The 25,856-nt window shown below is 71.5% G+C and carries 25 protein-coding genes; 17 read left to right on the top strand and 8 right to left on the bottom strand.

The annotated features are described in order from the left end of the window. Nucleotides 1-495: 495 nt before the first annotated feature. From R0232_RS09050 to R0232_RS09040, 3 genes are all read left to right on the top strand, one after another. A complete protein-coding gene (locus R0232_RS09050) occupies nt 496-774 on the top strand; it encodes a DUF2277 domain-containing protein (RefSeq protein WP_431511893.1) in 279 nt (92 codons plus the stop codon). Between the two features lie 146 nt (nt 775-920). Continuing rightward, nucleotides 921-1,322: a GFA family protein gene (locus R0232_RS09045; RefSeq protein ID WP_431511892.1), complete on the top strand. Its 402-nt coding sequence runs from the start codon at nt 921-923 to the stop codon at nt 1,320-1,322. A gap of 58 nt (nt 1,323-1,380) precedes the next feature. After that, nucleotides 1,381-2,007: a LysE family translocator gene (locus R0232_RS09040; RefSeq protein ID WP_093348510.1), complete on the top strand. Its 627-nt coding sequence runs from the start codon at nt 1,381-1,383 to the stop codon at nt 2,005-2,007. 13 nt (nt 2,008-2,020) lie between these two features. Here R0232_RS09040 and R0232_RS09035 read toward each other — a convergent pair whose 3' ends face one another. Next, on the bottom strand, nt 2,021-2,236 hold the full coding sequence (locus R0232_RS09035; RefSeq protein ID WP_093348507.1) for a hypothetical protein: 216 nt from the start codon (nt 2,234-2,236) through the stop codon (nt 2,021-2,023). A 361-nt stretch (nt 2,237-2,597) separates the two neighbouring features. Between R0232_RS09035 and pbpC the strand changes: the two genes are divergently transcribed. The 6 genes from pbpC to R0232_RS09005 all read left to right on the top strand — a co-directional run bounded on the left by pbpC (nt 2,598) and on the right by R0232_RS09005 (nt 11,373). Beyond that, nucleotides 2,598-4,907, top strand: coding sequence for a penicillin-binding protein 1C (pbpC, locus tag R0232_RS09030; protein ID WP_431511891.1), 2,310 nt, complete (start codon nt 2,598-2,600; stop codon nt 4,905-4,907). Further along, entirely contained in the window at nt 4,904-6,403 is a 1,500-nt protein-coding gene (locus R0232_RS09025; RefSeq protein ID WP_431511890.1) for a TPM domain-containing protein, read from the top strand. Before pbpC ends, R0232_RS09025 begins: the two co-directional genes overlap by 4 nt. 246 nt (nt 6,404-6,649) lie before the next feature. Next, entirely contained in the window at nt 6,650-7,366 is a 717-nt protein-coding gene (locus tag R0232_RS09020; protein ID WP_208512496.1) for a FadR/GntR family transcriptional regulator, read from the top strand. Continuing rightward, on the top strand, nt 7,363-8,664 hold the full coding sequence (locus R0232_RS09015) for a CynX/NimT family MFS transporter (protein ID WP_431511889.1): 1,302 nt from the start codon (nt 7,363-7,365) through the stop codon (nt 8,662-8,664). Before R0232_RS09020 ends, R0232_RS09015 begins: the two co-directional genes overlap by 4 nt. A gap of 194 nt (nt 8,665-8,858) precedes the next feature. Next, on the top strand, nt 8,859-9,251 hold the full coding sequence (locus tag R0232_RS09010) for a hypothetical protein (protein ID WP_093348498.1): 393 nt from the start codon (nt 8,859-8,861) through the stop codon (nt 9,249-9,251). 127 nt (nt 9,252-9,378) lie between these two features. Beyond that, the gene (locus R0232_RS09005) at nt 9,379-11,373 is read left to right on the top strand and encodes a putative bifunctional diguanylate cyclase/phosphodiesterase (protein WP_093348496.1); all 1,995 of its coding nucleotides are present in this window, start codon (nt 9,379-9,381) and stop codon (nt 11,371-11,373) included. 3 nt (nt 11,374-11,376) lie between these two features. On the opposite strand, the gene R0232_RS09000 is transcribed toward R0232_RS09005, so the two are convergent. From R0232_RS09000 to R0232_RS08990, 3 genes are all read right to left on the bottom strand, one after another. Further along, complete coding sequence (locus R0232_RS09000) at nt 11,377-11,898, bottom strand: ATP-binding protein (RefSeq protein WP_431511888.1); 522 nt, start codon at nt 11,896-11,898, stop codon at nt 11,377-11,379. A 17-nt stretch (nt 11,899-11,915) separates the two neighbouring features. Next, on the bottom strand, nt 11,916-12,212 hold the full coding sequence (locus tag R0232_RS08995; RefSeq protein ID WP_431511887.1) for a hypothetical protein: 297 nt from the start codon (nt 12,210-12,212) through the stop codon (nt 11,916-11,918). 83 nt (nt 12,213-12,295) lie between these two features. Next, nucleotides 12,296-13,453 carry a porin gene (locus R0232_RS08990; protein ID WP_093348488.1) on the bottom strand — a complete coding sequence of 386 codons (1,158 nt, stop codon included), beginning with the start codon at nt 13,451-13,453 and terminating at the stop codon, nt 12,296-12,298. Between the two features lie 178 nt (nt 13,454-13,631). Between R0232_RS08990 and R0232_RS08985 the strand changes: the two genes are divergently transcribed. The 3 genes from R0232_RS08985 to R0232_RS08975 all read left to right on the top strand — a co-directional run bounded on the left by R0232_RS08985 (nt 13,632) and on the right by R0232_RS08975 (nt 17,457). Next, complete coding sequence (locus R0232_RS08985; RefSeq protein WP_093348486.1) at nt 13,632-14,303, top strand: nuclease-related domain-containing protein; 672 nt, start codon at nt 13,632-13,634, stop codon at nt 14,301-14,303. Nucleotides 14,304-14,368: 65 nt separating this feature from the next. Continuing rightward, nucleotides 14,369-16,768 (top strand): outer membrane protein assembly factor BamA, encoded by a 2,400-nt coding sequence (gene bamA, locus R0232_RS08980; protein ID WP_431511886.1) that lies wholly within the window; start codon nt 14,369-14,371, stop codon nt 16,766-16,768. Nucleotides 16,769-16,773: 5 nt separating this feature from the next. Beyond that, nucleotides 16,774-17,457 carry a response regulator gene (locus R0232_RS08975; RefSeq protein ID WP_093348480.1) on the top strand — a complete coding sequence of 228 codons (684 nt, stop codon included), beginning with the start codon at nt 16,774-16,776 and terminating at the stop codon, nt 17,455-17,457. 3 nt (nt 17,458-17,460) lie between these two features. Here the strand turns inward: R0232_RS08975 and R0232_RS08970 are convergent, their stop codons facing one another. From R0232_RS08970 to R0232_RS08960, 3 genes are read right to left on the bottom strand one after another with little or no spacing between them, the layout of a single operon-like run. Next, nucleotides 17,461-17,787: a hypothetical protein gene (locus R0232_RS08970; RefSeq protein WP_431511885.1), complete on the bottom strand. Its 327-nt coding sequence runs from the start codon at nt 17,785-17,787 to the stop codon at nt 17,461-17,463. Between the two features lie 3 nt (nt 17,788-17,790). Then, nucleotides 17,791-18,006 (bottom strand): hypothetical protein, encoded by a 216-nt coding sequence (locus tag R0232_RS08965; RefSeq protein ID WP_431511884.1) that lies wholly within the window; start codon nt 18,004-18,006, stop codon nt 17,791-17,793. Next, a complete protein-coding gene (locus tag R0232_RS08960; RefSeq protein WP_177239448.1) occupies nt 18,003-18,155 on the bottom strand; it encodes a hypothetical protein in 153 nt (50 codons plus the stop codon). Before R0232_RS08960 ends, R0232_RS08965 begins: the two co-directional genes overlap by 4 nt. A gap of 179 nt (nt 18,156-18,334) precedes the next feature. Between R0232_RS08960 and R0232_RS08955 the strand changes: the two genes are divergently transcribed. Further along, nucleotides 18,335-19,912: an ATP-binding protein gene (locus R0232_RS08955; protein ID WP_431511883.1), complete on the top strand. Its 1,578-nt coding sequence runs from the start codon at nt 18,335-18,337 to the stop codon at nt 19,910-19,912. Between the two features lie 7 nt (nt 19,913-19,919). Next, nucleotides 19,920-20,630, top strand: coding sequence for a response regulator (locus tag R0232_RS08950; protein ID WP_431511882.1), 711 nt, complete (start codon nt 19,920-19,922; stop codon nt 20,628-20,630). A gap of 9 nt (nt 20,631-20,639) precedes the next feature. Here the strand turns inward: R0232_RS08950 and R0232_RS08945 are convergent, their stop codons facing one another. Then, the gene (locus R0232_RS08945) at nt 20,640-21,443 is read right to left on the bottom strand and encodes a hypothetical protein (protein ID WP_431511881.1); all 804 of its coding nucleotides are present in this window, start codon (nt 21,441-21,443) and stop codon (nt 20,640-20,642) included. Between the two features lie 437 nt (nt 21,444-21,880). Between R0232_RS08945 and R0232_RS08940 the strand changes: the two genes are divergently transcribed. From R0232_RS08940 to R0232_RS08930, 3 genes are read left to right on the top strand one after another with little or no spacing between them, the layout of a single operon-like run. Further along, entirely contained in the window at nt 21,881-23,062 is a 1,182-nt protein-coding gene (locus R0232_RS08940; RefSeq protein ID WP_208513193.1) for a porin, read from the top strand. 14 nt (nt 23,063-23,076) lie between these two features. Beyond that, on the top strand, nt 23,077-24,516 hold the full coding sequence (locus R0232_RS08935) for a D-arabinono-1,4-lactone oxidase (protein ID WP_431511880.1): 1,440 nt from the start codon (nt 23,077-23,079) through the stop codon (nt 24,514-24,516). Continuing rightward, on the top strand, nt 24,513-25,808 hold the full coding sequence (locus R0232_RS08930) for a DSD1 family PLP-dependent enzyme (RefSeq protein WP_431511879.1): 1,296 nt from the start codon (nt 24,513-24,515) through the stop codon (nt 25,806-25,808). The genes R0232_RS08935 and R0232_RS08930 overlap by 4 nt, the downstream gene beginning before the upstream one ends. Nucleotides 25,809-25,856 lie beyond the last annotated feature (48 nt).

The raw sequence follows: 25,856 nt of genomic DNA, 5'->3' as shown, positions 1-25,856 counted from the left end.
ATCCCGCTTTCTCCTGCGCTCCTCGGCACAGCCAGAGGGGATTAGGGTCAACGCGCCGTGGCGCGTCCTTGTGTGTGGGGTGCGAGTGCGAAGGCCTTGGGCCTTCTTCTACCCCTCTCCCGGCCGAGCGAAGCGAAGGCCCGTCGGATATCTGCGGCCGAGCGTAGCGACGGCCCGAACCACCCCTCTGACTGCGCCGAGGAGCGCAGCGTTTCGCGGATAAGGGCTCGCAGCTGTCTGAGCGCAACGAAGTGGAGCGAGTTCTGCGAGACCCCGCGAAACGCGAGCACCGCAGGTTGCCCCGTAGCGAAGCGAAGGGGTCGCAGACAGTGGGTCGCCTTTTCTTTGGTTACTTTCTTTTGGCGAAGCAAAAGAAAGTGACTCGCCTGCCGGGGCGAGACCCGGCCAACGGCCCAACCAGGAAGAGCATCTTCAATTCGACCAAGTCCGCTGGCAAACTGACCGTACCCGACAAGAGCCCGGAGACACGACACCATGTGCAGGAGCATCAAGACCCTCTACAACTTCGAGCCGCCCGCCACCGAGCAGGAGATCCGCGCCGCGGCACTGCAGTTCGTGCGCAAGCTCAGCGGCTTCAACGTGCCCTCGCGCGCCAACGAGGCCGCGTTCGAACGCGCCGTCGAGGACGTCAGCGCCAGCGCGGCGCGGCTGCTCGAATCGCTGGTGACCACGGCCGAGCCGCGCGACCGCGAGATCGAGGCCGAGCGCGCCAAGGCCCGCTCGGCGGCGCGCTTCGGCACGCAGCTTTCGTGACCGCGGCCGGCACGCTCGCCTGAGCCCGCCGCGTTCGGCCTTCGCCGCGCACGGTTTTTGCGCCTGCCGCGGCGCAGGGCCAAAAGGCCTTTGGTATCGTGCCTTGCAAGCCGAAACACATTCAAGAAGACGCGGACATCGACCGAATGAGAAAGACCTATATCGGAGGCTGCCACTGTGGCGCCGTGCGCTTCGAAGCCGACATCGACCTGAGCCTGGGCACGCTGCGCTGCAACTGCGCGATCTGCACGCGCACGCGCTTCTGGCCGGCCATCGTCGAGCCCGAGGCCTTTCGCCTGCTCGAGGGCGAATCCGAACTCAGCGACCAGATGCTCGACAGCCGCAGCAGCCATTACATCGTCTGCAAGCTCTGCGGCGTGCGCTCCTTCGGCGTGGGCCATTCGCCCGAGACCGGCGCCCATGCCTATGGCGTGAACGTGACCTGCCTCGACGACGTCGACCTCGACGACTTGGTCAACTCGCCCCTGCGCTACGTCGACGGCCACCGCGGCACCTGGCACGTGGCGCGCACGGCCATCGATCCCTGACGACGGCGACAGACGACATACAGACAAGCCAACAAACACAACCCCAGGAGACACCCTCATGCCCTTCGAACTCTGGCTCGCTTTCGTGGCCGCCTCGGCCGTGCTGCTGATCATTCCCGGCCCGACCATCCTCACCGTCATCAGCTACTCGATGTCGCATGGCCGCCGCGCCAACGTGCCGCTGGTGGCCGCGGTGGCGCTCGGCGATTCGACCGCGCTGGTGGTGTCGCTGCTGGGCCTGGGCACGCTGCTCGCGGCCTCGGCCTTCTGGTTCAACGCGGTGAAGTGGGTGGGCGGGCTGTACCTGCTGTACCTGGGCATCAAGCTGCTGCGCGCGGGCGTGTCGAGCGCCGAGATCGCGACGCCCGAAGCACCCGCCTCGCGCTGGCGGCTGTTCGCCAACACCTACCTGGTGACGGCGCTCAACCCCAAGGGCATCGTGTTCTTCGTGGCCTTCCTGCCGCAGTTCATCAGCCAGAAGGCCGAGGTCGCACCGCAGATGTGGGTGCTGGCGCTGACCTTCGTCGCGATGGCCACGCTCAACGCCACGCTCTACGCGGTGTTCGCGGGTTCGGCGCGGCGCCTGCTGTCGTCGCCGCGCGCGCAGCGCCGCTTCAACCTCGGCGGCGGTGCGCTGCTGAGCGCGGCGGGCCTGTGGGCGCTGATGGCGCGCCGGCCGGCCTGAGCCGGCCCCTCCATCAGTTGCGGCGCGGATCGCCCGGACGGCTGTCGTAGCGATTGGGCACGCCATCGCCGTCGCGATCGCGGTCGTAGCGGTTCGGCACGCCGTCGCGGTCACGGTCGCCATGGCGCGGCGGCGGCGGGCGGTCGTAGCCGGGGGCGACCACGCAGCCGGCCAGCACGGCCGAGGCCGACAGCACGACGGCCAGGGTGGCGAGTCTGTTGTTCTTCATGAGGGTTCTCCTTGGAATGGTTGTGGAACACCGCGGCGGCTGGCCTCTGGGCACCGCAGCGGCTGGCCTCTGGGCACCGCAGCGGTAGCGCATTGAAGGCCACGCAGGTCGGGCCCCGGTGTCGCGATGGCTGCGCCGCGGTGAAGTTGTGTGACCGGATGTGGCAGCTGCTGCCGACTGTGAGCGACGCGCCCGGCCCCCGCGTGGCGGTGCGCCCCGCGTCCGCGAGTAGGCGCATGCCGCGCGGCGCCGGTTCGAACTTCCGTCTACATCTTTCGGCAGGACGGCAGCCCGACGCGCATGGCCGAGAATGGCGGCCGCTTTCCAGCCCGGCGCATTCCCCGCGCGCACCCCTGCCCTGATGCCGACGCCCACCGCCTTGTTTCCTTCTCCCGCGTTCCCGCGCCTCATGCTGGCGCTCGCCGCGCTGATGCTGACGACGCAGGCCGCATGGGCCGTGCCCGGCTTCGAGGAGGTGAAGCGCGACTTCCGCTCGTCCGACACCGCGGTGCTCGACCGCAACGGCGAACTGCTGCAGCGCGTGCGCACCGACGCCAGCGTGCGGCGCGGCCAGTGGACCGCGCTGGCCGACATCTCGCCGGCGCTGCGCACGGCGATGGTGCTCAGCGAGGACCGGCGCTTCTACGAGCACAGCGGCGTCGACTGGCGCGCGGTCTCGGCCGCGGCCTGGGGCAATCTCTGGAACACGCGCACGCGCGGCGCCTCGACCATCACGATGCAGCTCTCGGGCCTGCTCGACGAAGACCTGCGGCGTGGCGGCGGCGGCCGCAGCCTGACGCAGAAGCTCGGCCAGACCGTGGCCGCGGCCCAGCTCGAACGCCAGTGGCGCAAGGACCAGATCCTCGAGGCCTACCTCAACAGCGTGCCGTTCCGCGGCGAGATCGTGGGCATCGACGCGCTCTCGCGCACCTTGTTCGGCAAGGCGCCGAGCGGCCTCGACGCACGCGAGGCCTCGGTGGCCGCCGCGCTGGTGCGCGCGCCCAACGCGCGGCCGGCCCTGGTGGCGCAGCGCGCCTGCGAGGTGCTGCGCGCCATGGAACCGCAGCGCAAGGCCGACTGCGAGGCGCTCGACATGTTCACCAGCGCCGCGGTGCAGCGGCGCGCCTTCGATGCCAGCGAGGGCATCGCGCCGCATGCCGCGCGGCGCGCGCTGCGCCAGGCGCGCGAGGGCCGCGAGCCCGGGCAGGAAGACACGCAGCCGGGCGAGGCCAAGACGGCCGCGAAGGACGCCGGCGACGGCAGCGTGCGCACCACGCTGCGCGCGCCGCTGCAGCGCTTCGCGCTCGGCACCCTGCAGCGCCACCTGCGCGAGCTGCGCGGCCGGCACGTGGAGGACGGCGCGCTGGTGGTGCTCGACAACGCCACCGGCGAGGTGCTGGCCTGGGTCGGCTCCTCGGGGCCGCTGAGCCAGGCGGCCGAGGTCGACGGCGTGACCGCGATGCGCCAGCCGGGCTCGACGCTCAAGCCGCTGCTCTACGGCCAGGCGATCGCCGAGCAGCGGCTCACGGCCGCTTCGCTGATCGAGGACTCGTCGGCGCAGATCAACACCGCGAGCGGCCTCTACATCCCGCAGAACTACGACCGGCGCTTCAAGGGCCCGGTGTCGGCGCGCACCGCGCTCGCGGCCTCGCTCAACGTGCCGGCCGTGCGCACGCTGGTGATGGTGTCGCCCGAATCCTTCGCGCGCGGGCTGCGCGCGGCGGGCCTGCCGCTGCGCGAGAGCGGCGACTACTACGGCTACAGCCTCGCGCTCGGCAGCGCCGAGGTCACGCTGCTGTCGCTGACCAATGCCTACCGCATGCTGGCCAACGGCGGGCGCTACGGCACGACCACCTTGCTGGCGCCGGCCGCGCCGGACAGGTCGAAGAAGACCCCCACCGCCGCCGCCGCCACCGCCGCAAAGGCCGCCCCGGCACCGGTGCTCGACCCGCGCGCCGCCTTCATCGTCGGCGACATCCTGTCCGACCCCAACGCGCGCACCCGCACCTTCGGCCTCGACAGCATCCTCTCGACCCGCTTCTGGAGCGCGGTGAAGACCGGCACCAGCAAGGACATGCGCGACAACTGGGCCGTGGGCTGGTCGCAGCGCTACACGGTCGGCGTGTGGGTCGGCAACGCGAGCGGCGCGTCGATGTGGGACGTGAGCGGCACCAGCGGCGCGGCGCCGGTCTGGGCCGAGGTCATGCGCTTCCTGCACGCGCGCGAGCCGAGCCGCGCGCCCGCACCGCCGCCGGGCCTGGTGCGCACGCACATCGACTTCGGCCCGGGCCCCGACGGCAATGCGCTCGAGGCCGCGCGCGACGAATGGTTCGTGCAGGGCACCGAGCAGCCGCTGTTCGCGCTCGCGAACGAACCCGGCGCCGCGGGCGCGGCCAGCGTCGCGCGCATCACGGCACCGGCCGACGGCACGATCATCGCGCTCGATCCCGATATCCCGCCGCTGCGCCAGCGCGTGCGCTTCGAATCGGAAGGCCGCGGCGTGCAATGGCGCATCGACGGCAAGCACTTCGCGCGCGGCAACAGCGCGCAGTGGCTGCCCTGGCCGGGCCGCCACCTGATCGAGCTGGTCGATGCCGGCGGCAAGGTGGTGGACCAGCGCCGGCTCGAGGTGCGCGGCGCGGGCGTCGTGACGAAGAGCGCCCAACGATGAAGGCGACGGCCCTGGACTTCCGATCCGGCCCGCGCCTGTGGCTGTGCCTCGTGCTCCTGTTCGCCGCCGTGTTCGGCGCGCAGGCCAGGCCCCTGCCCGTGCCGGCGATGAAATCGCGCGTGATCGACCAAAGCAAGACGCTCGATGCAGCGCAGGCCGAGGCGCTGCGCGAGCGCATCGCCGACATCGAGCGCGAGACCCAGGCCCAGCTCGCGGTGCTGATCGTGCCGACCACCGGCGAGGACAGCATCGAGCAGTACGCCACGCGCGTGTTCGCACAGTGGAAGCTCGGGCGCAAGGACGAGGACGACGGCGTGCTGCTGCTGGTGGCGATCCGCGACCGGCGCATGCGCATCGAGGTCGGCCGCGGCCTCGAGGGCCGCATCACCGACATCCAGGCCGCGCGGATCATCGACCAGGAGATGACGCCGCGCTTTCGCGCCGGCGATTTCGACGGCGGCCTGGGTGCCGCGGTCGACGGCATCGCGCAGCTGATCCGCGGCGAGCCGATGGCCATGGCCCAGGAACTGCCGCTGATCGATCCGGGCGAGCCCGTCGAATCGACGGCGCCCGAGCCGCGCGGATCGCATGTCACGCCCGAGGGCTGGGCCTTCTTCGCCGTGATCGGCTGGTCCGCGCTGGTCGGGCTCTGGCAGAGCCGGCAGAAGAAGAGCGCGGCCGAGCTGCGCACCGACGCCGACTGGCTCGCCCGGCGGCGCGCGCGGCAGGCCCGCAGCAGCGCGCGCCGCTCGTCGAAGCGCGCACGCCGCGCGCAGGCCAGCGTCGCCGCCGAGTTGGAAAGCGCCTCGGCCATTGCCGCGGCCGCGCCCGGCAAGACCCTGCGGCGCTGGCCCTGGACCTTCGGCGCCCTCGCGGCCGCGCCGGTCGCCGCGGCCGCCACGCTCGGCGAGCCGATGTTCGCGATCGCGCTCGCGATGATGCCGGTGCCGATGGGCTTCGGCCTCGGCTACGGCTGCGGCCTGTGGCGCACGATGCGCCTCGTCGTCGCCGGCATCGCGCTGCTGATCGCGGGCGTGGTGATCGCGGGCCAGCAACTGGGCTGGGAGCGCGTGGGCTGGTCCCTGCTCGGCATGCTGGCGCTGGGCGCGGCCGTGCTGGTCGGCCTGCTGATCGTGACCGGCATGCGCAAGGCCTGGCACAAGGGCGTGCGCAGCTTCGTCACGCGCTGGATCGTGGTGTGCGTGCTGGTGGGCCTGTTCGTCGGGCTGGCGCACGACGAGCTCGATCCGCAGCTGTTCTGGATCGTGCTCGCGGCCGTCACGGTGGTGGCGCTGCTCGTGGCCTTCTTCCCGGCCGACGGCGGCGGGGGTGGCGGCGGCGACCGCGATTACGGCGACAGCGGATGGAGCAGCAGTTCCTCCTCGTCGTCCGACTCCTCTTCGTCCTCGTCGTCGGATTCCTCCTCGTCGTCCTCGTCGTCCTCGTCGGATTCCGGCGGCTCGAGCAGCGGCGGCGGTGCCTCGGGAAGCTGGTAGCAGGTAGCAACACGCCCGCGTCGCACGCGTCGACTCCCGACATCGTGCCCACGTGCGCAGGGCACCGGGTACTCCCCGCAGCGAAATCAAGGAGGAGGCCGCAGGCCGGGGGGCATTCGCGGAGGGGAGTACCCGGTGGCCTGCGCACGCACCCCAAACGCCCCGTGCTCAGCCAAGCCCCTCCCACCAGCAGGCCTACCGAAGCCCCGACACAATTCATCCGATGATTCAATGAATTAGCACCTCATGCTCGCCCAAGCCCCCCGCACTTCCCTGGTCGAAGCCGCCGCCAACGGCATCCGCGCCGAAATCTCCGCCGGCCGCTGGCCGGTCGGCGCGCGCATTCCCATCGAGCCGCAGCTCGCCCAGTTGCTCGGCGTGAGCCGCGGCACCGTGCGCGAGGCCGTGAAGACGCTGGTCTCGCGCGGCCTGCTCGAGGTGCGCCAGGGCTCGGGCACCTACGTGCGCTCGGGCTTCGATCCCGGCGCCAGCCTGCAGAAGCTGCGCCTGGCCAGCCTGCTCGACCAGTTCGAGGTGCGCTGCGCGCTCGAGGTGCAGGCCGCGCGGCTGGCCGCGCTGCGCCACACGCCCAAGGACCTGCGCCAGCTCCACGCCCTGCTCGATGGCCGCGGCACGCCCGCGCCCGGCGACGGCGGCGCGGCCTTCATCGAGCGCGACCTCGCCTTCCACCTGGCCATCGTCGACATCGCGGGCAACCTCGCGCTCGCCGAAACCGTGCGCTTCATCGGCGGCTACATCAAGGACACGATCGCCAGCACCATGGGCACGCTGCTGCCCGAGCCCGACGACGCGGCCCACCGCGCGATCGTCGAGGCCATCGCCAGCCGCGACCCCGAGCGCGCCGACGCCGCCGTGCGCGCCTTCATGACGCCCATGATCGCGACGCTCGCCGCCGGCACCGACACCCCCACCGGCGGCCCACGCGCGCCGTCCCGCCCATGACCGCCACCACCCTCCCCACGGCCACCCGCCGCAACGCGCCCGCCGATGCCGATGCCGGCCAGCTGCTGATCGACGCCGAGGTCGACAGCCAGCCCGCGCCGCCGCCCACCCCGGCGCCGAGTCGCGGCCGCCGCATCCTGCTGGGCGCCAGCGTGGTGCTGATCGCCTTCAACCTGCGGCCGGTGTTCTCCAGCCTCTCGGTGGTGCTGCCCGAGATCATCCGTTCCACCGGCCTGTCGGCCACTGCCGCCAGCCTGCTGACCACCCTGCCCGTGCTGTGCCTGGGCCTGTTCGCGCCGCTCGCGCCCGGCCTCGGCCGGCGCTTCGGCACCGAGCGCACGCTGCTGGGCTGCATGGCGCTGATCCTGGTCGGCACGCTGCTGCGCGGCACCGGCCATGTGCCGCTGCTGTTCGTCGCCTCGGCGATCGCCGGCAGCGGCATCGCGGTCGCCAACGTGCTGCTGTCGGGCCTGGTCAAGCGCGACTTCGCCGGGCAGGCGGCGCTGATGATGGGCCTCTACACCATGGCCGTGTGCGGCGGCGCCGCGAGCGCGGCCGGCCTCACGGTGCCGATCGAGCATGCGCTGGGCGGCGGCTGGACCGCGGCACTCGCGGTCTGGGCGCTGCCGGCCGCGCTGGTCACGCTGCTGTGGGCGCCGCAGGCGCTGCCGCTGAAGCCGATCGCCAGCGAAGCGGGCTTCACCGTGCGCGGCCTGTGGCGCGACAAGCTGGCCTGGCAGGTCACCTGCTTCATGGGGCTGCAGTCCGCGCTGGCCTACATCGTCATGGGCTGGCTCGCACCGATCCTGCGCGAACGCGGGCTGGCCAGCGACACCGCCGGCTACGTGGTCTCGGTCTCGGTCATCACGCAGGTCGTGACCTGCCTCGTGATCCCCGCGCTCGCGGTCAGGCTGCGCAACCAGATCGGCCTGGCCGTGGCGCTCGCGCTGCTCACCGTGGCCGCCATGCTGGCCCAGCTGTTCGCGCCGCTCGGCGGCGTATGGGTCTGGGCCGTGCTGCTGGGCATCGCCCAGGGCGGCACCTTCGCGCTGGCGCTCACCATGATCGTGCTGCGCTCGCCCGATTCGCACGTGGCCGCGCACCTGTCGGGCATGGCGCAGGGCGTGGGCTACGTCATCGCGGCCTTCGGCCCGCTGCTGGCCGGGCTGCTGCACGGCTGGACCGGCAGCTTCAGCGCCGCCTCGTGGCTGTTCGTCGCGGTCGGCGTCGCGATGCTGATCGCGGGCGTCGGCGCGGGCCGCACGATGCACGTCGGCGCGGTGACCGTTCCGCGCTAGAAGTCCGGGCCGGCGTGGCGCAGGCGCGACGCGGCATGCAGTCCGCGCGCGCCTACAACAAGAAGCTCGCGCGTCCGAAGAGCGAGGGGTCCGGAGCATGAGAAACTTCGTGCCATGCCGACGGTCAGACTGCGGCCCCGAGCAGGCACCGCCCCGATCCACCCGCCTCACGGCTTCTCTTCGACGAGCGCACCATGAAGAAACTTGCCGCCCTGGCCTTGCTGGGCCTGATCCAGACCGCCCCCGCGCTGGCCCAGCGCGACATGGACGTCTATGAAGCCGACCGCCGCTACTGCGCGAGCGGCCGTTCGGGCATGGACTTCCACTCGTGCATGGACCGGCTGCGCTTCGACCGCCAGCGCGACCGCGATCGCTGGGAACGCGAACGCTGGGAACGCAGCCGCGACGACCGCGACCGTTGGGAGTACGAGCGCCGCCAGCGCTATGCCGCGCCGCCGCCCCCGCCGGTCTACCGCGAGCCGCCGAAGCTCAGCGACATGCAGCAGCGCGCGCTCGACAACTGCGTCCTGCTCGCGCCGCGCGACCAGCCGCGCTGCCGCGCGACCGTGATGTCGACGGTGCGCTGAAGGGTGCCGTTGCGGCAACCCTCCCGCGCGCGGTGACCCCGAGGGGAACCGCGCAGGCCGCCCACGGCGGCCGTGCCGCGCTGCGCAATGCGGCGGACCGGTGCATGATGCGTCGCCGATCCATCTCATGAACGCCTCCTCCGCCCCGCAGGAAGAAGAAGCCGCTGGCTCGCCCGACAGCCCCGCGCTGTCGCGCATGGTGCGCACCGAGCAGATGCTGGCGGTGCGCCGCAGCGTGCTCGCCGCGATCCCGGTCAACCTGGTGCTGAGCCTCACGGTGGCGCTGCTGGCCCACCACTCGGACCTGACCGCGCTCGGCCTGGCCTGGCTGACGCTCTCGCTGGCCGTCAACATCACGCGCATCTTCGTCTGCCGCCGCCCCTTCGTGGCCTCGCCCGGCGCCAACGGCAGCGATCCCGCGGTCGACCACGAGCTGCGCCTGGCCTGGCTGTTCGCGCTGCTCTCGGGCTCGGTCTGGGCCCTGATCCCGATCCTGTGCGAGGGCTACACCTCGCCGCAGACCCTGTTCTACCTGACCGTGGTCTGCGGCATCTGCGCCGGCTCGGTCACCTACGGCATCGCCTACGCGCCGGTGCCGATCAGCTTCATCACGCCGGCGCTGCTCTCGGTGTTCGGCTGCCTGGTCTGGGCCGGCGGCTTCGACCACCTCGCGCTGGCCGCGATGGTGCTGGTCTACCTCGCGGCGCTGGTGCGCGCGGCGCTGCAGAGCGCGCGCGGCTTCCGCGAGGGCAGCCGGCTCAAGAACGAGGCCGTGTCGATGGCCGCGCGCCTGCGCCAGTCGCACACGCTGTCGCTCGAATCGACGCGCCAGCTCGCCTTCCGCGTCGCGCACGACGCGCTCACGGGCCTGCTCAACCGCGAGGGTTTCACCCAGGCCTCGAGCCTGCGCATCGATGCCGGCGGCAAGGAGCGCGAGCACGGCCTGCTGATCCTCGGCATCGACGGCTTCAAGGCCGTCAACGACGCCTTCGGCCACAAGATGGGCGACCGCGTGCTGCAGGACGTGGCGCAGTGGCTGCAGCGCGAGCTGGCCGGGCGCGACGCCATCCTGGGGCGCTGGGGCGGCGACGAGTTCGCCGCCCTGTTCATCGCCGAGGACGGCGGCCCCTCGCCCGACCAGGTGGGGCAGGCGCTGATCGAATCGATCGCCTCGGCCACCGCGCAGTACGGCGGCAAGCTGAGCGCGAGCGTGGGCATCTGCGTCGAGCGCGGCGTGTCCATCGCCGACATGCTGAGCTCGGCCGACGAGGCGCTGCACGAGGCCAAGCGCGCGGGCCGCAGCCGCTGCCGCCGCTTCGACGAAGCGCTGCGCGAGCGCCTGGTGACGCGGCGCGACGTCGAGCGCGACCTGCCCGGCGCGGTCGCCTCGCGCGCCATCGGCGTCTGGTACCAGCCGATCCTGGCCGACGGCGGCCGCCGGCTGCACAGCCTCGAGGCGCTGCTGCGCTGGCAGCATCCGCGCCACGGCTGGATCCCGCCCGAGGACGTGATCCGCGCAGCCGCGAGCACCGGCCTGGCCGAATCGCTGCTGCGCCACATCCTGGCCGAGATCTGCGTCGGGCTGCAGGAACTGGCCGCGGCCGACCCGCGCTTCGAGGCCGTGCCGGTGGCGATGAACGTCTCGCCGCGCGAGATGTCGCAGCTCGCGCTCGACCGCATCGTGCTCGGCGAGATCGCGCGCCACGGCATCGCGCCGCACCGCATCCAGATCGAGATCACCGAGGAGATCGCGCTCGACACCTTCGCCGCCAGCGCGCGGCTGCATGCGCTGGCGGACGCGGGCGTGGCGATCGTGGTCGACGACTTCGGCGTCGGCTATTCCTCGCTGGCCTCGCTGCGCAGCAAGTACGTGCGCCAGGTCAAGATCGACCGCAGCTTCATCCTCGGCCTGGCCGCCTCGCCGGGCAACCGCGTGCTGGTCGAGTCGGTGATCCGGCTGGGCCATTCGCTGCGCATCGACGTGGTGGCCGAGGGCGTGGAGACCGGCGAGGAGCTCGAGGCGCTCAACGCGCTCGGCTGCCCGCTGATGCAGGGCTATCACCTCGCGCGGCCGATGCCGCTCGACAAGGTGCTGCCCTGGGCGCAGCGCCTGCCCGGCTGAACTTCAGCCCGGCACTGGGCCGCCATGCAGCGGCAGCCGCAAGGTGAGCCCCAGCGGGCCGCCCGCATGCGAGGCCGCATAGAGCCGCCCGCCGAGGCCGGCCGCGATGCGCTCGCAGGCACGCATCGGCGCGACGCCGACGGCGCGCCAGTGCACCACCGCCTGCGCGCCCTCGATGCGCGCATGCACGCGCAGCCCATCGCGCGGCGCGGCAGGTAGCGCCTGCACGGCGATCTGCGCGAGCAGCTCGCGCAATTCGCTCTCCACCGCCAGCACGGGCACGGCCTGCGGCGGCAGCTCGATGGCGGCGCGCGGCAGCGCCGCGCCGAGCAGCGCGCGCAGGTCGTGCACCGCGCTGCGGCCGAGCCGCTGCAGCGCTTCGTCGCGCGCACGCGCCGCGGCCTCGCGCGCCCGCGCTCCGTCGCGCAGGTTCGCGACCAGCAGCGAGCCCATCAGGCCGAAGACGCCCGCGAAGCCGAACCCGATGACGCTGGCGATGACGAGGCCGAGGTTGCCGGTCTGCATGGCTGCGCGCGCCGGCTTCAGCGCGGCGCGCCGGGGCGGTACTCGAGCGCGCCCGAGGGCGTGCGCTCGCAGCGGCCCGCGAGCGCGTCGCCGCGCGGACCCGGCGGCACGGGCCGCGCGCCCTCGGGCTCGCCCTCGCACATGTCCCAGGCCGGCAGCGGCATCAGGCGCGCGGTCAGCGGTCCGGGCATCGACAGGCGCGGGGTCATCGGCGGCGGTGGCGGGCCGTAGGCCACGGGTGGCGGCAGCACGATGCAGCCGCCGAGGCTGGCCGCGGCCAGCGCGCCGGCCAGGCAGCGGATGTGGAATGTCATGGAAGCTTCTCCTCTTTTCTTCTGCGGCCGCGCACGGCACGCGCGCCCGCGCGCCACGCAGTGCGCGCGGGCGCATGCCGGCGTCAGAACGCGTGGCGGATGCCGAAGTCGTAGCCGGTCGAGGACTTGGGCAGGCCGGTGTAGCCCACGCCGGTGGTGCCGTAGCCGGTGGTGCTGGCGGCCGTGAGGCTGCCGGTGTAGGCCGCGTCGTTGCGGTTGCTCACGCGCGCGATGGTGGCGTAGAGCGCGGTGCGCTTCGACAGGTTGTGCACGTAGCCCAGCGCGAGCTTGTTGACGCGCGGGTCCTCGCCGAAGATGCCGGCGGCGCCCTCGTTGTAGCGCACCGTCGAGTACGAGGCGCGGATCAGGCCCGGGCCCACCGGCACGGTGGCGCCGATCAGGTAGCCCTTGTAGCTGTCGTGCGTGTTCGAGAGGCCGGTGTCGAACTTGTTCTGCACGTTCGAGATCTCGCCGAACAGCTTGACCGGGCCGAAGTCGTACGAGGCGCCGAGGTTGACGGTCTGCACCTTGCGCGTGAGCGTGGTGGTGTCGACCGCCACGTTCTGGCCCGCGGCCAGCGCGATGTCGAGCGGCCCGTTGGCGTAGCCGAAGCGACCGCCGACATAGCGGCCCGCGCTGCTGCTGGTGGCGGCCGTGAGGTCGGTGGCGCTGGTGCGCACGTTCTCGTTCAGGCTGTACTGCACCTGGCCGTAGAAGCCGCCGAGGTTGGGCGGCAGGAAGTACGCGACCATGTTGCTGGCGCGCGTGTAGTTGCTGTTGCCGATGCCCGTGCTGGCGCTCACCGTGCTGATGACGTTGGTGCCCGAGCCGTTGGTGCCGAAGGGATCGAACACGGTGTCGTTCCAGAAGGTGGCCGTGTAGTCGCGGCCCAGCCGCACTTCGCCGAAGCCGCCCGACAGGCTGACGGTGGAGCGCCGGTTGAAGTTGGCGATGCCGGTCGCGCCGTCGTCGTTGGTGATCGGCGCCTCGAGCCAGAAGCTCGCGGCCAGCCCGCCGCCCAGGTCCTCGGTGCCCCTGAAGCCGATGCGGCTGGAGTTGTAGCCCGAGTTGGCCAGGCTCCATTGGCTCTGCTTGCTGGTGATGCCGGTGATCGCATTGCGCGAGGTGGCCGACTGGTAGCTCACGCCGGCGTCGATGACGCCGAACAGGGTGACGGACGATTGGGCGCAGGCCAGGCCGGTGACGGTCAGCGCGGCCAGGGCCGTGAGGGATTTCTTCATTCAGGTTTCTCCGGTTTCGGCGCTCTTCATCGAGCGGCCGGAACGGATGCTCTCGTCCAAATTTGGAGGAATCTGGTGCATGGGGGCGAATGTTGTTTTTGCGCGCATCGGCGCGCCGCCCGCTCTTACCAAAAGTCTCCCAAAAGCCGAGCAATGCTCGCGCCCAGAAGGAGCCACCATGACCATCGCATTGCAAAGCACTCTCGCCGCCTCGCTCGGCGTGCAACAGCTCGCGAACGCATTCAGCCCCGCGTTCGACCACCTGCGCATTCTTCGCAACCTGATCATCCCGATGCCCGAGGGCTGCGCGGTGCGCACCGCGCGTATCGACGCGGTGGTGGTCTGCGAGACCGGCGTCTACCTGTTCGAGATCAAGGCCTGGCGCAACGCCTTCGTCTACCGCAAGAAATCGGACCAGGCACCGCCGCGCTGGTTCCTGCGACTGCAGGGCTGCAACCGCGCGCGCGAGGTGAAGGACCCGGCCTGGCAGGGCGGTCGCAAGACCACGCAGCTGCGCAGCCTGCTGCCCGACGACCTGCGGCTGCAGTACTTCGTGCTGCTGCCCTGCGAAGGCGTGGCGCTCGAGGGCGTGATGCCCGCGGCCGTCATCACGCAGCAGGACCTGCCCTACATCGCGCGGCTGGTGCGCAACAACGGCCGCACCGCGCGCAGCTATCCGCTGCTCGATGCGCAGGCGGTCGAACGCACGGTGCAGCGGCTGCTCGAGGTGCAGGGGGAGCTGAGCCTCGAGGACCACCTGCGCAACTGCCGTGCCTGCGGCGAGCCCGGCGCGCGGGCCCCGATGGCGGCCCCGGCCTGGCCGACCGCCAACGCCATCGGGCTGCAATAAAGGAGAGAAAGTGAACTCGGCGCGGCGTCCCAAATTTCTCCGACATTGGACGAAACCATGCGCCGATGAACTCTCCGAAGTCCCTCGCGGGCCTGGCGCTGATCGCTGCGCTGATCGCACCCTCCACCCGGGCCGCCGAGCCCTTCGCCGTGCAGGACATCCGCCTCGAAGGCCTGCAGCGCGTGGAGGCGGGCACCGTCTTCGCGACCCTCGGCCTGCGCGCCGGCGACACCTACAGCGACGAACGCGGCAGCGAGGCCATCCGCGCGCTGTTCGCGCTGGGCCTGTTCAAGGACGTGCGCATCGACGTCACCGGCCGCGTGCTGGTGGTGATCGTCGAGGAGCGCCCGACCATCGCCGACGTCGACTTCGTCGGCACCAAGGAATTCGACAAGGCCGCGCTGCAGAAGGCGCTGCGCGAGGTGGGGCTGGCCGAGGGCCGGCCCTACGACAAGGCGCTGGCCGACCGCGCCGAGCAGGAGCTCAAGCGCCAGTACCTGGGCCGCGGCCTCTACAACGCGCAGGTGGTCACCACCGCCACGCCGAGCGAACGCAACCGCGTGAACCTGAGCTTCGGCGTGACCGAGGGCGAGCCCGCGCGCATCCGCTCGGTGCACGTCGTGGGCAGCCGGGCCTTCAGCGAGAGCACGCTGCTCGACCTGTTCGACCAGGACAGCGGCGGCTGGCTCAGCTGGTACACCAAGTCGAACCAGTACTCGCGCAGCAAGCTCAACGCCGACCTCGAGACGCTGAAGAGCTACTACATCACGCGCGGCTACCTCGAGTTCCGCGTCGACTCGACCCAGGTCGCGATCTCGCCCGACCGCGAGGACCTCACGGTCACGGTCAACATCAGCGAGGGCCAGAAGTTCACGGTGGCGGGCGTGAAGCTCGCGGGCGACTACCTGGGCCGCGACGACGAATTCAAGACGCTGGTCACCATCAAGCCCGGCCAGCCCTACAACGGCGAGCAGGTCACGGCGACCACCAAGGCCTTCACCGACTACTTCGGCACCTTCGGCTACGCCTTCGCGCGCGTGCAGGCCGAGCCCGAGATCGACCGCGCCAACAACCGCGTGACGATGGTGCTGAAGGCCGAGCCCTCGCGCCGCGCCTATGTGCGACGCATCCACATCGGCGGCAACGCGCGCACGCGCGACGAGGTGATCCGCCGCGAGTTCCGCCAGTACGAGGGCGCCTGGTACGACGGCAACAAGATCAAGCTCTCGCGCGACCGCGTGGACCGGCTGGGCTTCTTCACCGAGGTGAACGTCGAGACGCAAGAGATCCCCGGCTCGCCCGACCAGGTCGACATCGCGGTGACGGTGGCCGAGAAGCCCACCGGCTCGCTGCAGCTCGGTGCCGGCTATTCGTCGACCGACAAGATCTCGCTGAGCTTCGGCATCACGCAGGAGAACGTGTTCGGCAGCGGCAACTACCTGGGCCTGCAGGTCAACACCAGCTCCTACAACCGCACGATCTCGCTGACCGCCACCGATCCCTACTTCACCAAGGACGGGATCTCGCGCACCGTCAACCTGTTCCACACCACCACGCGCCCCTACTACGAGGCCGACGGCAACTACAAGCTCGCGAGCGACGGCGGCTCGGTGCGCTTCGGCATCCCGGTGGGCGAGCTCGACCGCATCTACCTGGGCATCGGCGTCGAACGCTATGCGTTCACGCCCGGCAGCAACGGCACCTACACGCTGGTCGACGGCTCCTACGTCTACACCGGCACGCCGCAGGCCTACCTCGACTACTTCCAGTGCACCGGCACCGCGCCCAGCGTGAGCTGCGCCAACCGCAGCATGGTGGCGTTTCCGGCCACGCTGGGCTGGTCGCGCGACGACCGCGACAGCGCGCTGATCCCGACCCAGGGCCGGCTGCAGAGCGCGAACCTCGAGGTGGGCGTAGGCGGCGCGCTGCGCTACCTGAAGAGCAACTACCAGTACCAGCAGTACTTCCCGCTGTCGAAGCAGTACACGCTGGCGCTCAACGGCGAGCTCGGCTATGCGCGCGCGCTCGGCGACGCGGCCTTTCCGATCTTCAAGAACTTCTACGCGGGCGGGCTGGGCTCGATCCGCGGCTTCGAGCAGAACTCGCTGGGGCCGGTCGATGCCGTGTCGGGCGGCTCGCTGGGCGGCACGCGCAAGGCGATCTTCAACCTCGAGTTCAGCACGCCGTTCCCGGGCGCGGGCAACGACCGCTCGCTGCGGCTGTACACCTTCCTCGACGCGGGCAACGTCTTCGCGAACCGCACGGCCAGCATGAGCGATGCGCAATGGAAGGCGCAGAACAAGCTGCGCGCCTCGGCCGGCCTGGGCATCAGCTGGATCTCGCCGCTCGGGCCGCTGCGGCTGGCCTACGCGGTGCCGCTGCTCTACCAGAAGGAGGACACGGCCAACGGCATCGCGGCCGACCGCACGCAGCGGCTGCAGTTCCAGATCGGCACCTCGTTCTGAACGCCATGGCCCGCATCCTGCTGGTGGAAGACGCCCGGCACAGCAGCGCCGCCGTGCTGCACGGCCTGCTGCACGACGCCGGCCACGAGGTCGAGCAGATCGCCGACGGCGCGGCCGCGCTCGAGCGCATCCTGCACGCGCCGCCCGCGCTCACGCTGCTCGAGGTGGCGCTGCCGCGCATCGACGGCCTGCGGGTGCTGGAGGCGGTGCGCTCGCTGAGCGACCATCCGATCATCATGCTGACGGCGCGCACGCGCGAGGCCGACCGGCTGCGCGGGCTCGACCTCGGGGCCGACGACTACGTCTGCAAGCCCTTCTCGCCGCGCGAGGTGGTCGCGCGCGTGAACACGGTGCTGCGCCGCCACGCGCAACGCCGGCACGCGGCACGGCCCTCGGCGGCCGTGGCCTTCGCCGAGGCCGACGGCGGCGCGCGGCTCGAGGGCCGGCCGCTGGCGCTGACGCGGCGCGAACTGCTGCTGCTGCGCGCGCTCTCGGGCGACCCGGGCCGGGTGTTCAGCCGCTCGACCTTGCTCGAGGCCGCGTTCCCCGAGGCGCTCGAGGTCAACGAGCGCGCGGTCGACGGCCACATCAAGAACCTGCGCCGCAAGCTCTCGGCCGCCGCGCCCGCGCACGACTGGATCCGCTCGATCTACGGCGTGGGCTTCAGCTTCGCGGAGCGGCCGGCCTGAGTTTCAGCGCGCCTGGTAGCGGCAGGCCCCCGCGCCGCGGCGCGTGCCGGGCTTCGGCGCGGTGGGGCTGTAGATGTCGACGGGCTGGCCGGGCCGGGGGCGGGCCTGCTGCGGCAGCGCGGTGCGCTCGACGTCCATGATCGGCGCGAGCGTGGAGACCGGCATGCGGCGCGCCGTGCCGCGCCCGCCGGACTCGGGCGGGCATTCGTCGCGCACCGCGACCACCGTGCCGGCCGCGAGGCCGCAGAAGGCCAGCGCGCCCGCGAGCCGCTGCATGCGCCGGGTGCGGCGCCCGGCGGGCGCCGCGGGAAGCATCGTCGTGCCCTGCATGGCTCAGCCTCCGGTGCGCGGTGGCGGCGGGACTTCCTCGGGCAACGCCATCGCCTCGGGCGCCCGGGGGCCATGCACCGCTTTCACGGGGCCATGCCCGAGGGCACGCGCCGGCCAGGCCGAGGCGGCGAAACCCGCCGAGGCCGACAGGCCGATCGCGCCGAGCACGGCCAGCAGCGCGCGCCGGTCCAGCGACGGTGAACGCTCCGCGGGGGTCATGCCGACTCCTCGCCGACGGCCGTGCCGCCGACCACGCCAGGCCGCGTGGCGCGGCCCTCGGCCCAGTGGATCGCGAAGATCCAGGCGGGAGCGAACAGCCCGAACAGCGCGAGGAGCGCGGGCCACAGGAGGTCGATGCACGGTGTCATGGCCGCCATCGTGCGTCCCGATTCGGGAGAAAAATGGGAGATCGGCCCTCCCAGATTCCTCCACATTTGGCGGTCATGATCGGCGGCTTGCCGATGACGCCTCCGTCCGCCGCACCGCCTGCCATGCCCGCGCCACCCGCATCGCCTGTCGCAGAATGCGGCCCTCACCTCCCGAGACCATGCCGCGTCTGCGCCTGACCCTCTCCCGCAAGATCTTCCTGGCGCTCGCCGCGCTGCTGATCGTGCTGCTGCTGAGCTTCGCGGGGCTCTCGATCCTCGCGCTGCAGCGCGGCCTCGGCGCCTACGTGGCCGAAATCGAGATCCGCCGCATGGACTGGCTCTCGCAGCTGGTGCTCAAGCACTACGTGCTCAACGGCGACTGGAAGAGCCTGCGCGACAACGACGAGGCCTGGCACCGGCTGCAGATGGGCCGCGTGGCCACGGTGCTCGACAACGCCAGCGCGCCCGACGACCGCCGGCTGCCGCCCTGGTACGAGTACCGCACGCTGCGCGTCGACCCGCCCGAGGGCGCCCCCGACAACGGGCCGCCGCCGATGCCGCCGGGCCAGCTCGAGCTGCTGCCGCGGCGCGCGATGCCGGCGATGCCGCCGCCCTTCTTCTTCGCCGATCCGCGCGCGATGGCCGACTCGATCTACCAGCGGCTCGCGGTGCTCGACGCGCAGGGCGCGCGCGTGGTGGGCGCGACCATCGATCCCGAGAACGCGGCGCGCCTGCCGATACGGCGCGGCCGGGCGGTCATCGGCTACCTCGCGCTGGCGCCGCTGCAGGGCCTGGAGAGCGAGGCCGACCGCGCCTTCCTGGCACGGCAGTCGGGCGTGATCGTGCTCACCGGCCTCGCGGGCCTGATGTTCGCGCTCGCGCTGTCGTACCTGCTGGCGCGGCGCTGGTTCAAGCCGGTCGACGACCTGACGCAGGCGGCGCAGGACGTGGCGCGCGGCCGGCTGTCGACGCGCGTGGTGGTGCAGGGCTCGGACGAACTCGCGCTGCTGGGCAAGACCTTCAACGACATGGCGCAGCGCCTGGACACGGTGGAGGCCTCGCGTCGCGCCTGGCTGGCCGATGCCGCGCACGAGCTGCGCACGCCGCTGGCCGCGATGCGCGCCGAGATCGAGGCGCTGCAGGACGGCGTGCGCACCTTCGACGAACGCACGGCGCTGCGGCTGCACCGCCAGGTGATCCGGCTCGGCCAGCTGGTGGACGACCTGCGCAGCAGCATGCGCGCGCCGCAGAGCGACCTGCCGACCACCACGGTCTATCCGCTGTCGCTGCTCAAGGAGGCGCTGGACCACACGCGCGACCGCTTCGCGCAGCGTGGCATCGCGGTCGACCGCCGCGCCATCGACCTGATCGCGGCGCGCAAGCAGCCGGCGATCGAGGGCGACGCGCACCGGCTGCACCAGGTCTTCATGAACCTGCTCGAGAACACGCTGGCCTACACCGACCCCGGCGGCGTGCTGCGCATCGACGTCACGGTGGAAGGACCATGGACCGGCCACAGCCTCACGCTGCTGTTCGACGACAGCGCGCCGGGCGTGCCCGAGAGCGAACTGCCGCGCCTGTTCGACCGCCTGTTCCGCGGCGAGACCTCGCGCAGCCGCGAGCACGGCGGCTCGGGCCTCGGACTCTCGATCTGCCGCGCCACCATCGAGGCGCACGGCGGCACCATCGATGCCTCGCCCTCGCCGATGGGCGGGCTGCGCGTCACCCTCACCCTGCCACTGGCCACTTCCCCCTGACCTGCCCATGACCCGCATCGTGATCGTCGAGGACGAAGCCGACATCGCCTCGGTGGTGCAGGACTACCTGCGCCACGCAGGCTACGAAACCGCGCACTTCGCCGATGGCCAGAGCGCACTCGAAAGCATCGTGGCCTCGCCGCCCGACCTGACCTTGCTCGACATCATGTTGCCGCGGCTCGACGGCATCGAGGTACTGCGGCGCGCGCGCGAACACACGGCCCATCCGATCATCATGCTGACGGCGCGCATCGAGGAGGTCGACCGGCTGCTGGGCCTGGAGCTCGGCGCCGACGACTACGTCTGCAAGCCCTTCTCTCCGCGCGAGCTGGTGGCGCGCGTGCGCGCGGTGCTGCGCCGCGCGGCGCCGGGCGTGTCCGAACAAGGAACGCCGGGCCGCGCCACGAACGAGGCGGCGCCCGGGCTGGTGCTCGACGACGTGCACTGGCGCGCCTCGCTCGAGGGCACGCCGTTGAACCTCACGCGCCGCGAGTTCGGGCTGCTGCAGGTGCTGTCGCGCCATCCGGGGCGCATCTTCTCGCGCGCGCGGCTGCTCGAACTGGCCTACGACGACACGGTGGACGTGACCGAGCGAGCGATCGACAGCCACGTGAAGAACCTGCGCCGCAAGCTCGGCGCGGTGACGCCCGGGCACGACTGGATCCGCTCGGTGTACGGCGTGGGCTTCGCATGGGAAGCACCGCCGCCCGCGGACTGAGCCGCCCCGCTACTGCGGACCGCCGCAGAACGGCACGGCCGAGGTGTCGGTCGCGGTGAAGCGCGTGGTGCCGCTGCGCCGCGCGCTGCGCGGCTTGTGCGCGGGCCATTCGCTCTCGGTCCAGCTGAAGCTCCAGCCATGGGCAGCCCCGGGCCGCGCGGCATCGGCATAGGCGATGCGCAGGCTGCCCGCGGTCTCGTCGTGGCAGTGCGGCGAGGTCTTGTATTCCTTCTCGGAGAAGCAGGCGCGGATCATCTGCGAGCACCAGAAAGGGATGTCTTCATAGGCCGGCTTGGCCGTGGCCGGATCCCCTTCCAGCGGCACGAAGTCGGCGACGACGAAGCTGGCGCCACCGCCCGAGTACATGTCGCTGAAGGCGCTCTGCACCGCGACCGCCCAGCGGCCGTCGGCCAGCGGATAGAGCGCCGGCGCGAGCGAGCGCTGCGGCTCGCGACCGCCACCGAGCTTCGAGGACGTGCCCTGGTAGGCCGAGAAGTCATGCAGCCGCTGCAGGCGCCAGCTTCCGTCCGCAGTTCTCTGCACGCGTGCCATCGCGAGCGGCTTCACCGACAGCACCACGTACTCGCCCTCGGCACTGCCACGCGGCCGGTAGAGGCCGAGCTCCTCGGCGCTGCAGGACTTCGAGAGCAGCGCACACAACGTGGGGCGCCATTGGGCATCGACCGCTTCGGGTTTGGCGACACGGTCGAACACCTGGGCTGTGGGGGCGGCCGTCGCTGCTGTTGTTGCTGTTGCTGCTGCGAGGAACGAGAGGGCTGCGATGGCGGCTGGCCAGGTTCGGGTGGAGGGCATGGTGGGGATCTTAGGGCGGGCTTGTTGCGGGTCGGGGGGCGTGCACAGGACAGCGGGTACTTCCCTCCGCGAATGTCCCCCGGCCTTCGGCCTCCTCCTTAATTTCGCTGCGGGAAGCACCCACTGCCCTGTGCACGTGGGCGCTGCGGTGGTGCGGGCGGCTCAACAACGATTGCGTCCAGGCTCACGCCGATGGGGTACTCCTCGCAGCGAAATAAAGGAGGAGCCGAAGGCGGGGGACATTCGCGGAGGGGAGTACCCCATCGGCGTGAGCCCGCTACGACCTCCACCTCTCCGATCAAAAACAACGCTCCTAAAAGAAACGTTGATTTATTAAAGAACATCGTTCTATCATCCGCCCGCACCGCAAAGACGGCGCACTTCCAGCCCGCGGCCAACGCCCGGGCGCCAAGCCACCCGGCAGGAGGAGACACAACATGAGACAGCAGATCGCGATCGCATCGGCGGCATTGCTGGTGCTCGCGGGAACCGCGGCCCAGGCGCAGAGCACCGTCACCCTGTACGGCACCGTCGATGCCAGCCTGCGCTACGAGAGCCATGGCGCCGAGTACACGGCCGAGGGCGTTCCCTATCGAAGCCGTTCGCGGCTGCGCATGAGCCGCGGCGGCGGGCTCTCCGAGAGCTTCTGGGGCCTCAAGGGCAGCGAGGACCTCGGTGGGGGATTGCAGGCGCTGTTCCAGGTCGAGAGCCATTTCGACATCCGCAACGGCGAACGCGTGCCCGAGGGCGATCCGCAGCACTTCCAGATCGCCTCGGTCGGGTTGCAGTCGGACCGCTGGGGCCAGCTGACCTTCGGGCGCCAGTACAACGTGGCGATGGAAGCCGCGTCGCTCGCCTATGGCTCCAACCTCTGGGGCGACTACTTCAACGCCTTCAAACCCGAGCACACCCTGCTGGCCGCGAGCAAGACCAACAACATGGTCCATTACGGCGCGCAGCTCGGCGACGTGGTGCTGCTCGCGCAGTACGCGATCGGCGAAGGCGAGGGCTCGGCGCGCCGCGGGAGCCAGGTCGGCGCGGGCCTGGCCTACATCCCCGAGAAGGGGCCGGTGAAGCTCGCGGCGGCCTTCATGCGCAGCACCGACGATGCCTCGCATGCGCGCTTCGACATCGCCACCGCCGGTGCCCAGTTCCTGATCGGCGAGAACCTCACGCTGCAGGCCGGCTACATCGGCAACCGGCGCGACAACGCCTTCACCTCCTTCGCCAACGGACCGTTCACGCCCGTCGATCTTGCCGGGCTCGGCATCATCTCGCCGGTCCAGGTGCTCGATGCCAATTTTCCAGGCGGCTTCGCCAAGCGGCGCATGGCCTTGGGCGGCCTCACCTGGAAGGCCACGCCCTGGCTCACGCTGGCCTTCAACGCCTGGTTCACGCGGCAACGCGGCCACACCAGCGACTTCGACGGCTCGGCCAGCCAGTACCAGGTGGTGGCCGGCTACCTGCTGTCGAAGCGCACCATGCTCTATGCCGAGGTCGACCGCTCGATCTACCGCGGCGGGCTGGTGGGCGCGCAGCTCGTGGGCCTCAATGCGCAGAGCCCCACGGTCGATCGCACGCAGACCGGCGTCACCTTCGGCGTGCGCCACAGCTTCTAGGAACCGTCGACGCGATGCCTCCCCGCCACTCCTCCATCGACGCGCGCGGACCGCGCCGCCGCACCGTGCTGCAGGCCGGTGCCGGTGCGCTGCTCGCCAGCGGACTCGGCGCGCGCGCGGCCGATGCGCCCGCGCCCGTGCCTGCTTCACCCGCCACGCCCGCCGCGGCCACCGCCGCGCTGCCCTGGCGCAACTGGTCCGGCCTGCAGCACTGCCAGCCTCGCCTGCTCGCCACGCCGGCCGACGAGACCGAGCTGCGCGCCGTGCTGCGCGCTTCGGGCGGCACCGGCCTGCGCTGCGTCGGCGCGGGCCATTCGTTCACCGCGCTGGTGCCCACCGACGCCACGCTGCTCTCGCTCGACGCCATGTCGGCCTTCGTCGGCACCGATGCCGCCGCGCAGACCGCCACCCTGCAGGCCGGCATGCGCCTCGCCGTGCTGTCGCAGGAGCTCGATGCGCGTGGCCTCGCGCTGCGCAACCTGCCCGACATCGACGTGCAGTCCTTCGCGGGCGCGATCAGCACCGGCACCCACGGCACCGGCCTCGCGCTGCCCGCGATGCATGCCGAAGTGACCGCGCTGCGCCTCGTGACCGCCAACGCGGAAGCGATCGAATGCAGCGCCACGCGCGAGCCCGAGCTGTTCGCGGCGGCACGCGTCTCGCTGGGCTGCCTCGGCGTGATCAGCGAGGCCACGGTGCGCACCGTGCCGGCCTTCAACCTGCACCGCCGCGTGTTCCTGCGCCCGCTCGCGGCCATGCTCGACGAGGCACCGGCGCTCGCGCGGCGGCATCGCAATTTCGAGTTCTACGTGCTGCCGTTCACGGGCTATGCCGCGGGCATCGCGAACGACCTGTACGAAGGCAGCGACACCGTGCAACCGCCCTCGGCCGACGAGGACATGCTGCGCGACCTGCGCCGGCTGCGCGACTGGCTCGGCTGGTTCCCGGCGCTGCGCCGCCACGTCGCCGCGGCACTGATCGACGGCGACCAGACCGAGGAGGCGAAGAACCGCTCGTGGCGGCTGCTCTCGACCCAGCGGCCCACGCGCTTCAACGAGACCGAGTACCACGTGCCGCAGGCCCAGGGCATCGCCTGCCTGCGCGAGGTGATCGCGGCGCTCGAGCGGCGCAACGACGTGTTCTTTCCGCTCGAGTTCCGCTTCGTGCCGGCCGACGATGCCTGGCTCAGCCCCTTCCATGGCCGCGACAGCTGCTCGATCGCCGTGCATGCGGCAGTGGGCGAACCGCACGACTACCTGCTCTCGCAGATCGGCCCGATCTTCCGCAAGTACCAGGGCCGGCCGCACTGGGGCAAACTGCACGATCGCGGCCCGGTGGAGCTCGCCGCGCTCTATCCGCGCTGGAACGATTTCCTCGCGCTGCGCGCGCGGCTCGATCCGCAGGGCCGCCTGCTCAACCCCTACCTGCGGCAACTGTTCGGGATCGCATCATGAGTGGACGCCGGAGAAGAAAGCTGTTGCTGGGCACGCTCGGCACCGTCGGGCTGGGCGCGGCCGCCGCCTTCGCGCTGCGCCCCGGCGACGCGGGCGCGCCGCACGAACCCTACTTCCGCGCGCTCAACGACGAGCTGCGCCGCAACGGGCCGATGCGGCCCTGCATGGTGATCGACCTCGACCGGCTCGACGCCAACATCGAGCGCGTGGCCGGCGGCCTGCAGCGCGCGGGCAAGCACTACCGCATCGTCGAGAAGTCGCTGCCCTGCCAGTCGCTGATCGCCTATGTGGCCAGGCGCTCGGGCAGCCGCCGGCTGATGTCCTTCCACCAGCCCTTCCTCAACGTCGACGCGACCGTGTTCCCCGACTTCGACCTGCTGCTGGGCAAGCCGCTGCCGGTGCAGTCGGCTGCGCTGTTCTACCGCCAGCTCAAGGGCCCGTTCGATGCCGCGCGCCAATTGCAGTGGCTGGTCGACACGCCCGAGCGGCTGCAGCAGTACCTGGCGCTGGCCGGCGGCCTGGGCACGCGGCTGCGCGTCAACATCGAGATCGACGTCGGCCTGCACCGCGGCGGCGTGGCCGACAACACGACGCTCGCGCGCATGCTCGAGATGATCGACGCCAACCCGGCGGCGCTGGAGTTCGCGGGCTTCATGGGTTACGACGCGCACGTGGGCTTCGGCGTGCCCAAGGTGCTCGGCACGCCCGAGGAGCTGCTGGCGCGCGCGATGGCGATCTACCAGGGCTTCGCCGACTTCGCGCGCACGCACCGGCCCGCGCTGTGGAACGAGCGGCTCACGCTCAACGCCGGCGGCAGCCCGAGCTACACGCTGCACGGTGCCGAGAAGCTCAGCACCGAGATCAGCGTGGGCACCGCGCTGCTCAAGCCCACGCACTACGACATCGAGACCCTGGCCGAGCACGAGCCCGCGGCCTTCATCGCCACGCCGGTGCTCAAGGCCACGGGGCCGGTGCAGATTCCCGCGCTCGATGCGAAGTCGAGGATCTTCTCGTGGTGGGACGTGAACCAGCGCCAGACCTTCTACATCTACGGCGGCTGGTGGCTGGCCGACTACTCCTCGCCGCGCGGGCTGCAGTTCAACGGCATCCTGGGCCACAGCGCGAACCAGGAGAACGTCAACGCCTCGCCCTCGGTGGGCCTGCGGGTCGACGACCAGGTCTTCCTGCGGCCCGCGATCGCCGAGGGCGTGCTGCTGCAGTTCGGCGACCTGATCACCGTGCGCGGCGGCAAGATCCAGGACGCCTGGCCGGTCTATCACCAGACCGGCTGACGCCCGGCCGGCATACTTGCCGCCGACCATTCCCCGACACGCCGAGGC

Source organism: Variovorax sp. DAIF25, assembly GCF_050711835.1.
Classification (GTDB): Bacteria; Pseudomonadota; Gammaproteobacteria; order Burkholderiales; family Burkholderiaceae_C; genus Variovorax.
The sequence above is the reverse complement of the archived record's forward strand: the minus strand, read 5'-3'. Positions and strand labels throughout refer to the sequence as shown.

Coding starts and splice junctions, on each gene's coding strand:
- R0232_RS08935 (WP_431511880.1), top strand. CDS start 23,077: ATGCCTCCCCGCCACTCCTCCATCGACGCGCGCGGACCGCGCCGCCGC.
- R0232_RS09020 (WP_208512496.1), top strand. CDS start 6,650: ATGCTCGCCCAAGCCCCCCGCACTTCCCTGGTCGAAGCCGCCGCCAAC.
- R0232_RS09040 (WP_093348510.1), top strand. CDS start 1,381: ATGCCCTTCGAACTCTGGCTCGCTTTCGTGGCCGCCTCGGCCGTGCTG.
- R0232_RS08970 (WP_431511885.1), bottom strand. CDS start 17,787: ATGCAGGGCACGACGATGCTTCCCGCGGCGCCCGCCGGGCGCCGCACC.
- R0232_RS09000 (WP_431511888.1), bottom strand. CDS start 11,898: ATGCAGACCGGCAACCTCGGCCTCGTCATCGCCAGCGTCATCGGGTTC.
- R0232_RS09035 (WP_093348507.1), bottom strand. CDS start 2,236: ATGAAGAACAACAGACTCGCCACCCTGGCCGTCGTGCTGTCGGCCTCG.
- R0232_RS08965 (WP_431511884.1), bottom strand. CDS start 18,006: ATGACCCCCGCGGAGCGTTCACCGTCGCTGGACCGGCGCGCGCTGCTG.
- R0232_RS08990 (WP_093348488.1), bottom strand. CDS start 13,453: ATGAAGAAATCCCTCACGGCCCTGGCCGCGCTGACCGTCACCGGCCTG.
- R0232_RS09010 (WP_093348498.1), top strand. CDS start 8,859: ATGAAGAAACTTGCCGCCCTGGCCTTGCTGGGCCTGATCCAGACCGCC.
- R0232_RS08950 (WP_431511882.1), top strand. CDS start 19,920: ATGACCCGCATCGTGATCGTCGAGGACGAAGCCGACATCGCCTCGGTG.
- R0232_RS08975 (WP_093348480.1), top strand. CDS start 16,774: ATGGCCCGCATCCTGCTGGTGGAAGACGCCCGGCACAGCAGCGCCGCC.
- R0232_RS09045 (WP_431511892.1), top strand. CDS start 921: ATGAGAAAGACCTATATCGGAGGCTGCCACTGTGGCGCCGTGCGCTTC.
- R0232_RS08940 (WP_208513193.1), top strand. CDS start 21,881: ATGAGACAGCAGATCGCGATCGCATCGGCGGCATTGCTGGTGCTCGCG.
- R0232_RS08985 (WP_093348486.1), top strand. CDS start 13,632: ATGACCATCGCATTGCAAAGCACTCTCGCCGCCTCGCTCGGCGTGCAA.
- R0232_RS09025 (WP_431511890.1), top strand. CDS start 4,904: ATGAAGGCGACGGCCCTGGACTTCCGATCCGGCCCGCGCCTGTGGCTG.
- R0232_RS09050 (WP_431511893.1), top strand. CDS start 496: ATGTGCAGGAGCATCAAGACCCTCTACAACTTCGAGCCGCCCGCCACC.
- pbpC (WP_431511891.1), top strand. CDS start 2,598: ATGCCGACGCCCACCGCCTTGTTTCCTTCTCCCGCGTTCCCGCGCCTC.
- R0232_RS08960 (WP_177239448.1), bottom strand. CDS start 18,155: ATGACACCGTGCATCGACCTCCTGTGGCCCGCGCTCCTCGCGCTGTTC.
- R0232_RS08930 (WP_431511879.1), top strand. CDS start 24,513: ATGAGTGGACGCCGGAGAAGAAAGCTGTTGCTGGGCACGCTCGGCACC.
- bamA (WP_431511886.1), top strand. CDS start 14,369: ATGAACTCTCCGAAGTCCCTCGCGGGCCTGGCGCTGATCGCTGCGCTG.
- R0232_RS09005 (WP_093348496.1), top strand. CDS start 9,379: ATGAACGCCTCCTCCGCCCCGCAGGAAGAAGAAGCCGCTGGCTCGCCC.
- R0232_RS08955 (WP_431511883.1), top strand. CDS start 18,335: ATGCCGCGTCTGCGCCTGACCCTCTCCCGCAAGATCTTCCTGGCGCTC.
- R0232_RS08945 (WP_431511881.1), bottom strand. CDS start 21,443: ATGCCCTCCACCCGAACCTGGCCAGCCGCCATCGCAGCCCTCTCGTTC.
- R0232_RS08995 (WP_431511887.1), bottom strand. CDS start 12,212: ATGACATTCCACATCCGCTGCCTGGCCGGCGCGCTGGCCGCGGCCAGC.
- R0232_RS09015 (WP_431511889.1), top strand. CDS start 7,363: ATGACCGCCACCACCCTCCCCACGGCCACCCGCCGCAACGCGCCCGCC.